This window comes from Marinobacter sp. (genome assembly GCF_046484525.1).
GTDB lineage: Bacteria > Pseudomonadota > Gammaproteobacteria > Pseudomonadales > Oleiphilaceae > Marinobacter.
In genome coordinates, this window is the sequence record NZ_JAWOIS010000001.1 from 57,725 (window position 1) to 65,981 (window position 8,257).

7 protein-coding genes are annotated in these 8,257 nt (G+C 56.9%); 2 read left to right on the top strand and 5 right to left on the bottom strand.

From position 1 onward, the window contains the following. Window position 1 precedes the first annotated feature (1 nt). A complete protein-coding gene (locus R6W86_RS00275) occupies window positions 2-2,134 on the bottom strand; it encodes a TonB-dependent receptor plug domain-containing protein (RefSeq protein WP_410327392.1) in 2,133 nt (710 codons plus the stop codon). A gap of 151 nt (window positions 2,135-2,285) precedes the next feature. Here R6W86_RS00275 and R6W86_RS00280 point away from each other — a divergent pair, with 151 nt between their 5' ends. After that, window positions 2,286-2,945, top strand: coding sequence for a J domain-containing protein (locus R6W86_RS00280; RefSeq protein WP_410327393.1), 660 nt, complete (start codon window positions 2,286-2,288; stop codon window positions 2,943-2,945). Here R6W86_RS00280 and R6W86_RS00285 read toward each other — a convergent pair. The 4 genes from R6W86_RS00285 to R6W86_RS00300 form a co-directional block, all read right to left on the bottom strand. Next, window positions 2,916-3,926, bottom strand: coding sequence for a bile acid:sodium symporter family protein (locus tag R6W86_RS00285; protein ID WP_410327394.1), 1,011 nt, complete (start codon window positions 3,924-3,926; stop codon window positions 2,916-2,918). The genes R6W86_RS00280 and R6W86_RS00285 overlap by 30 nt on opposite strands. Beyond that, a complete protein-coding gene (locus tag R6W86_RS00290; protein WP_410327395.1) occupies window positions 3,923-4,606 on the bottom strand; it encodes a FadR/GntR family transcriptional regulator in 684 nt (227 codons plus the stop codon). The genes R6W86_RS00285 and R6W86_RS00290 overlap by 4 nt, the downstream gene beginning before the upstream one ends. Window positions 4,607-4,692: 86 nt before the next feature. Beyond that, on the bottom strand, window positions 4,693-6,171 hold the full coding sequence (locus tag R6W86_RS00295) for a flavin-containing monooxygenase (protein WP_410327396.1): 1,479 nt from the start codon (window positions 6,169-6,171) through the stop codon (window positions 4,693-4,695). A 107-nt stretch (window positions 6,172-6,278) separates the two neighbouring features. Beyond that, entirely contained in the window at window positions 6,279-7,178 is a 900-nt protein-coding gene (locus R6W86_RS00300) for a LysR family transcriptional regulator (protein WP_410327397.1), read from the bottom strand. Between the two features lie 114 nt (window positions 7,179-7,292). Between R6W86_RS00300 and R6W86_RS00305 the strand changes: the two genes are divergently transcribed. Further along, a partial coding sequence (locus R6W86_RS00305) for a proton-conducting transporter membrane subunit (protein WP_410327398.1) occupies window positions 7,293-8,257 on the top strand: 965 nt, incomplete at its 3' end.

The following is an 8,257-nucleotide window of genomic DNA, read 5'->3' on the forward strand; positions in this document are numbered from 1 at the left end:
CTCAGAACCGGATTCCGGCTTCAACGAAAAACTGGTTATGATCCTCAATCCGGTTGTCCGGACTCATCCATGCCTCTGGATTCAGGTAGTGTTGCATCGTGAGCGCGAGCACGTAACTGTACCCTGGCGTGTCCACCCGTTTGGCGAGCCGGAGGTCCGCACGCTCATAACGCGTATCCCTGACCTCATTGGTCCAGTAGTAGGCCACGGAGGAGGTGAGGTCCATCCCGAGTTCTTGAATCCAGACGATGCTGCCGGAGTGCTGGGCCGACAATCGTCCAAGCAAATCAACGGCGTATTGTTGATCGCTTTCGGACAGGGCGGCTGGATCACCAATGTAGCGGCCATCCTGGTCGAGATAGCCGTAGGTGGCGCGTAACATCGTTCCCGGAAACTTCAGTGAGGTTTCAACTTCAAATCCCTCCTGGTCCAGGTCAACGTTGTTATCTATGGTCCATTCCTCTTCATTGATAACGCCACTGATCATGTCGTCCAGGTCATCATTGAAATAGCGTATTTCCATTGAAAACAGGACGTTATCTAAATGAAACTGGCCGAAATAACTGATCTCGCGGGATGTGATCCATTCCTCCTCCAGGTCCTCACCAAGGGTTGAGGTTTGGGAGTCGACGAGGTCCTCGACAAGAAAACGCACCCCTTCAAGCGTTGTAAATGGCGGCTGAATGTCGGCTGGCCGGTATGACCAGTCAGGGTCCTGCTCAAACGCATCCGGTGTTCGTACGGCACGGGAGTACACGAACCGGAGTGCATGGTTGTCATTGAAGATGAAATTGGTGGCAGCCCGCGGAGAGAAGTAGCCTTCCCGGGTCGTTGTTGTTCTCTCGTAGTTTCCGCCGGCGTTGAATGTAATCCAGCGGGCCGGTGAGTACTCCGCATTGGCGAATACACGGCTCTGATAATTGTTACCCCGTCCATTAAAGAACGTTTCCGAGGCGAAGGTATCCTTTCGATAGCCTACACCTGACACCAGCTTGAGTTCCGGATGAAGGAGTAACGTATCCTGAAACTCGAATTCCAGTCGGGACTCATCGATGTCCTCATTCAGGTCAGCGATGAAGAAAGCATCCGGATCGCTCGGAAAAGAGCTGTCAGGTGGCAAAAGCGCAGAAAATTCGTCCGCCGGAATGGCTATCGACCAGTGCTGTCGTCGTTTCTGGTCCTGATAGCTGGCCTGCACGTGATAGAAATGGTTTGGGGATGTTCCGCCATTGAATCGGACCTGCAGGTAGTAATCGTCCGTCAGTATGTCCGGATCAGTTACCGCCCCCAGCTTACCGGATTTGAATCTGTCCTCTTCATTGACCCCTTCCAGTATCCCTGCCCGAAAATCAACGGAGTGCCGGTTATCGATTTTCAGGATGCTGTCCAAGTTGAAATTGTTGGTGTCATGGCCATCATGGAACGGAACCGGTTCGCCGCCCTCTAGCTGAGAGTCGAAGCCATTGGATTTGCGTTTTTCGTAGGACAGTCGCCAACTGCCGTCGGGATTGGCATCACCGACAGAGGAGAACGTTCTCAGGTAACCGCGGGAACCGGATGCGGCATAGGTTTCCACACCGGCCGTATCGTCGGGCGAGCGCGTAATGATATTAATGGTACCAAGAAAGGCGTTAATACCGTATGCGGCAGAGTTGGGACCCCGGCTGACCTCGATACGCTCGACATTCTCCAGCGCCACCGGCATGGCTATCCAGTCCACATCAGCAAGATTCGCACGGTATGCTGTACGTCCATCGATCAGGACCTGAAGCCGGCGCTGTTCATACTGTGACGTACCATGGTACGTTGCCACAGGATTGGTGCTGCCCTGGTCACCCACAACCATCCCGGGCACCAGTCTCAAGGCGTCCGCCAGGTTCATGATCCCCAGGTCGCGAATCATGTCACCGGTAAGAATGGTGGTCGTACCGGGCACCTTGAGCTTGGATTGCCTCAGCCGGGTAGTGGTCAGCACTTCAGGAAGCTCGGAGAGCTCACCGTCAAGGGCGAAGGTTTCTGGCAACAGTAAGGGGTCGGAATCCTGGGCGTGGGCTGGCAAAGCTGTGGCGGTGACCAGCGCCAGAGCGTAACGGAATGGCCGGCGGAGTGGCAGGTTTATGAAGCTTAACTGCATTCTAGTCGAAACACTCATGAATCACGTTCTATAATCTGCCGGTCGCAGGGGGTTTAACACGGTATTCTTGTTGTTTTACCTATCGTAGGGGACTACACACGGTTTGTCTCTCAATATTGTAATCAATCTCTGGGCTGGGAGTTACAGCTATATGAATTGCTGGGAGATCCTTGGAATCGAACCAACCAGTGACCGTCAGCGAATACAGCAGGCATATGAACAACAGCTGAAATTTGCCTCTGGCGAGGAGGTAGACAGGCTGGATCAGGCTTTTCGCGAAGCAACCGGTGAGGCACCGGTGAACGAGCAGAAAGAAGAAGTCGAAGAGGCTGAAGCTTCCCCGGCCAATCAGGAGAGTGGTGCCCGCGATACGGTAGCCGGACGCCCTCTCGACAGCCAGGAAGGTCAAATCGTTCGGGAGGTGATTATTCAGATCAAGGCATTACTGAATGATTCCCGGCGGAGCAAGGATGTGGGTATCTGGAAGGCGATTCTGTGCGAGCCGCCTGCCGACAAGCCGGCCCTGCGCCGGGAAATTGCCGGTCAACTGGAGCCTCAGCTACGGTCAATGGCTGAAAACGGCAGTCTGGCAGCCCCGGTCACCCGTTTTCTGGGTGAGTGGTTCGACTGGTACAGCCTGCAGGACCTAGCGGAGGAGCCGGTTGATGACCGGAACTACCCGGAATCCGGCATGGCCGAGGATCAACCGGAACAGCCGCCACAAATGGCCAATTTCTGGCCGGCCGTCATCGGCTGGATCGTGGGGTTGGTGATTCTCGCGTCAATTTTCGGCGGTATGGGCGGGGGATGATTCCCTTGCCTGTTCGATTTTTTCGCGATATTTCTGGGCCAGGATCGCGCCGACAATCACCTGAATCTGGTTGTAGCACATGATCGGTAACACGATCATGCCGAAACCCGGGTGCCCTGAAAACAGCACCTTTGCCATGGGCAGCCCCGATGCCAGGCTTTTCTTCGATCCACAAAACACCACTGCAGTCTCGTCCTCCAGGCTAAAACCGAAGCGCCGGACCAGGAACCGTGCCATCACCATGAAGAAGCCCAGCAGTGCGAAACAGAGGACGATGGCAAAGACGATGGCCTGCAATGGCAGGTTCTGCCAGAGCCCGCTTACGACAGAATGGGAAAACGCGGAATACACGATCAGCCAGATCACGCATTGATCGTAACGCGCCATGAGTTTCTCGTTCCGGGCCAGGTAACCTCCCAACCAGGGGCGCATGGCATGGCCCACTGCAAACGGCAGCAACAGCTGCATCACGATATCCTTCAGCGCCTCGGCCACCGAAAACCCTTCCGCACCGGACGTACTGACCAGCAGCAATAGCAGGAACGGTGTCAGCATCATGCCGAAGACGTTCGAGGCTGCCGCGCTACAGATCGCCGCCGGTACGTTGCCCTTCGCCATGGCGGTGTAGGCGATGGAAGAAGAGACCGCCGAGGGCAAAACCCCCAGATAAAGGAAACCAAGCCCAAGGTCTTTCGGCATCCACGTGGGGATGATGTCCGACAGCGCGTTGATAGGCAGAACGGCCAGCGGAAAGAACACGAAGGTGAGGGCCGTTATCAGGATGTGCAGGCGCCAGTGGGTCGCGCCAGCGATGATCTGCTCCCGGGACAGGGCCGCCCCGTGGAAAAAGAACAGAAGAGCCACGGCGATGCTTCCGGCCATTGCCAGCCAGTCCGCAGCGGAACCGGTGGCGGGCAGGAAAGAGGCAAGGACAATGGCTCCCAGTAGCAACAGGGTAAAGGTATCAATGCGCAACTTCATGAAACGGCAGTTCCCGGATTGAGGGCATCAAGGCTGGGCTCGAGCAGTTCCCTGGCCAATTGCCCAGCCTTCTGGGCTTCACCGCGACGGATGGCAGCAAGCAGCAGTTCATGGTCTTCCTGGGACGGCTCCGGAAGATCGGCATCCATCTCGGTACGCTCGATGGTCTGGCTGACTCCGTGGGAAAAATAATCGTAGAGTTCGAGCAGGGCAGGGTTGTGGGAGGCCTTAACCACTGCGTGGTGGAAGCGTTCATCATGCTTGATGCGCTCCTTCAGGTTGTTGGCGGAGCGCGCACGGGCATCAAGGGCATCGGTCATGCGCTTGAGGTCGTCTTCCGTACGCCTGAGTGAGGCCAGTTTGGCGGCTTCGGATTCAAGCATGATCCGGACCTCAAGCTGGTCGGCCAGCTCGGTGCGGGCAATACGCCGCAGGGTTTCGCCCGCATCCCGAGTGGCGCGTACATAGGTACCGTCGCCCTGACGGGTTTCCAGCATACCCACGTGCACCAGCACGCGGACCGCTTCCCGGACGGTGTTACGGCCCACGCCGAGGGATTCGGACAGCTCAGACTCTACCGGGAGCTTGTCTCCGAGCCTCCAGTCTCCCTTCTCGATGGCTTGCCTGAGGCTCTCGATGGCGATTTCCACCAGAGAACCTTTTCGGATTCTTTCCAGCATCAGGTGATCATCCTTCTATCATATGACCCAATCATCCTATGAATGACCGAAAAATTCAACGACATTGGAGTTGCCGTTGGGTGTAGTCAGTTGGCGGGGTTCAGAAACTGGTAGTCGGCGGTCTCCACGTGCCGGGTGGCGAATCGGTAGGTGAAGGTAAATCCTGGCCAGTTAACGGTGTTCTTGCCATTCTCGTCCAGATACCAGGAGGTGCAGCCGGTATCCCAGACCGTCCCTTCCAGCCCGGCCTGAACCACCTGGGAGAAGCGCTCCTGGCGATCCTCGCGCACATCCATGGCCGCTCCCGGGTATTTGTCTAGTGCTTTCAGGCAATCGAGAACGTAACGGAACTGGGATTCGAGCATGTACAGAATGGAGTTGTGGGCGAGGTTGGTGTTGGGCCCGTAGAGCATGAACATGTTGGGGAAACCGCTGACGGTGATGCCTTTGAAGGCTACCGCGCCGTCCTTCCAGGCCTCATTCAGGTTCCTGCCGTTGCGCCCGATAACGTTGATTGGTGACAGAAACTCCGATGCCCGGAAACCGGTCGCCAGTATGATGGCATCGGCCGGGTAGTGGGTGCCGTCAGCGGTAGCCACACCGTCCGGAACAATCTCACGGATAGTGTCGGTCACCAGATTCACGTTGGACTGGTTGATGGCCGGGTACCAGTCGTTGGAAATCAGGATGCGCTTACAGCCGATCTGATAGTCCGGGATGATCTTCTGGAGCTTTTCCGGGTCAGTCACCCGCTTTTGCGCCTCCTTGCGGGCCTGTCGGGCAAAGACTTCCAGAAGGCCATTGAAGCGGGTGAAGGCCAACGCCCGGCTTTCGTTCTTCCAGTAGATCAGGTACCGGTAGAGCCGGTCCCAGACTGGCAGTTTGCTGAACAGCCACTGCTCCCATGGCTTGAACGGGCGATCCGGTTTGGGCAGAACCCAGGCCGCACTGCGCTGGAAGAGGTTGAGGGTGTTCACCTGTTTGGCTATTTCGGGCACAAACTGGATGGCACTCGCACCCGTGCCAATCACGGCCACCTTTTTGCCGGTGAGATCGTAGTCGTGGTCCCAACGGGCGGAATGGAACAGCCACCCCCGGAAGTGGTCGAGGCCTTCGATTTTTGGCCAGGCGGGCTGATTCAGCTGGCCCGTCGCGGTGATGAGAATGCGGGTGGTGAGCGTTTCCCCGGAGGTCAGGGTCACGTTCCAGCGGTTCAGACGCTGATCGAAGTTGGCCTCCGAAACCTCCGAATTGAAGTGGATGTGCTCGCCAAGCCCGTATTTTTCAACGCAGTGCTCCATGTACCCCAGGATTTCACTTTGCAGGCCGAACTTGCGGGACCAGTCGTGTTTGGGCTCGAAGGAGTAGGAATAGAAGTGGGACTGGACGTCACAGGCAGCGCCGGGATAGGTGTTGTCGCGCCAGGTGCCGCCCACGCGGCTCGCTTTTTCCAGCAGGGTAATGTTGTGGTAGCCCGCGGTCTTGAGCTGAATCGCCATCCCCAATCCGCCAAAACCGGTGCCGATGATGAGTATGGACGGGGACTCGGTGTTTGCTCTTTGCATGATTCTCGCTGCCCGGATGTTGTTATTTTCATGGACTCATCCTGAGTATACGGCGACCTACGAAAGGAATGTATGATTTATTCGCACATCGGCACTAGTCAGAATTCTCAACCGGGCAAGGAGGTTAGCAGCTCATCTGCAGGTTGAGTCAGCAGTTCCGACACCAGGGACTGCTGGAACTGACGGCGGATGCTGATGGCATAGAACTCCTCGTAAACACCGGGCAGGGCCCCATAATCCCGCAATACCCCGGCACGCAGTTCATCCCTGACCACAACTGGCGGCAACACCGCAAAGTTGAGGGTATCACGGGTAAGCAGTCGCATCATCGCCATGTCATCCACTTCCGCGATGATGTTCGGGTAGATGCCGTGGTATTCGCAGATCTGATCGAAGGCCTGTCGGATATGATTGTCCGGTCCCGGCACGATCAGGTTCCTGCCGTGCAGGAATTTGGGCAGGTCAGGCATGCTGTTATCACTCGGCGGGCCGATGACACTCACGGGTTGCCGGGCCAGGCGCCTCGAGCGCCAGGGATTCTGGTCATCACCCTGGACCGGCTGATTGGAGAGAATCAAGTCCAGCCGGTGAGCAGACAGGCGCCTGAGCAGATCATCCAGGCTGCCGCTCTGGAGCTTCAGTTCCAGATCCTTTCGCCCCAGTAGCGGCCTCAGAAATCCCTCCTGAAAGTTCCTGGATAGCGTGGCAACTGCGCCGACCTTGAGAATCTCCCGGTTGGTCTGGCTGCCGGAACGGAACAGCGCAGCCAGTTCCTCGCCCTGGCGGAAAATGTCCTCGGCATAATTGAAGGCAACCCGTCCCGCCTCTGAAAGCCGCAGCCGGCGACCTTCACGGATAAAAAGGTTATGCCCGAGGCTCTCTTCCAGCTTCCGGATCTGGCCGGACAGGGCGGATTGGGAAATATGAAGTGATTCCGCAGCCTTCGTCAGATGACCGACGCGGGCCACTGTCCAGAAATAGTAAAGGTGGTGATAGTTCAGTCGCATTCCAGCACTACCGTTAAAACGTTCTTTTTAAGTGAACGGTTTGATATTTATAAACCATTTTTATCGATGCTGCACTCCCGGCAAAGTATGGGGACGCAATGAAGGGAGTTAAGCATGATCGAGAGCATCAGTTTTTTATCCATCCCGGTACTGATCGGTTGGCTATTGCTGCCAATCAGTTTCTTTGCAGTAGCTGTTTTCAGTAACTGGACAAGAAATCCGCTGAAAATTCGCCATTGCTGGCGAGTTTCCGAGAGCCTGCTGCTGGGAACTCTCGGAATCACGGGCATCGTGGGTATGATGTTGCTACTGGATGCCTGGTTGATTGACACCGGACTGCCGGAGATGGGGGCCCGTCTTGGCTTGTACCCGGATGCGCTGGCCGTCTGGATGGGGCTGATGGTGGCGTTTATCGGGTGGGCGATCCTCCGGTATGCCCGGGATTATCTGGCCGGCGACCCGGCGAGGGAAATGTTTCTGCCCTGGTTCCTGACCACACTGGCCTGTGTGCTCCTGCTGGTTTTCACCGACCACATGCTGGTGTTGGCAGGCGCCTGGATCGGTGTCAGCCTGGCACTGCATCAACTACTGACCCTTTACGGCGACCGGCCGGAGGCTCGGCTCGCCGCAGCCCAGAAATTCATTGCCAGCAGGCTCGGGGATGTCTGTGTTATCGCCAGTGTGCTGCTGCTCTGGAGCCATTACGGCACGTTCCGACTGCCGGAGATGATCTCCGGGCAGGTTGTGGCCGGCCAATCTTTCCCGACACTGACATTTGCCTCTGTGCTTCTGGCGGTCGCTGCCATCCTGAAATGTGCCCAGATTCCGTTTCACGGCTGGCTGCTGCGGGTCATGGAAGCTCCAACCCCGGTTTCCGCGTTGCTGCACGCCGGTGTCATCAACCTGGGTGGTTTCCTGTGGCTGCGATTGTTCCCGGTGTTTGAGGGATTCACCGCCGGCCACGCGTTGTTGCTGGTGGTGGGTGGGGGCACCGCCCTGATTGCGGTACTCACCATGATGACCCAGACCTCTGTCAAGCATGCCCTGGCCTGGTCCACCATCTCCCAGATGGGCTTCAT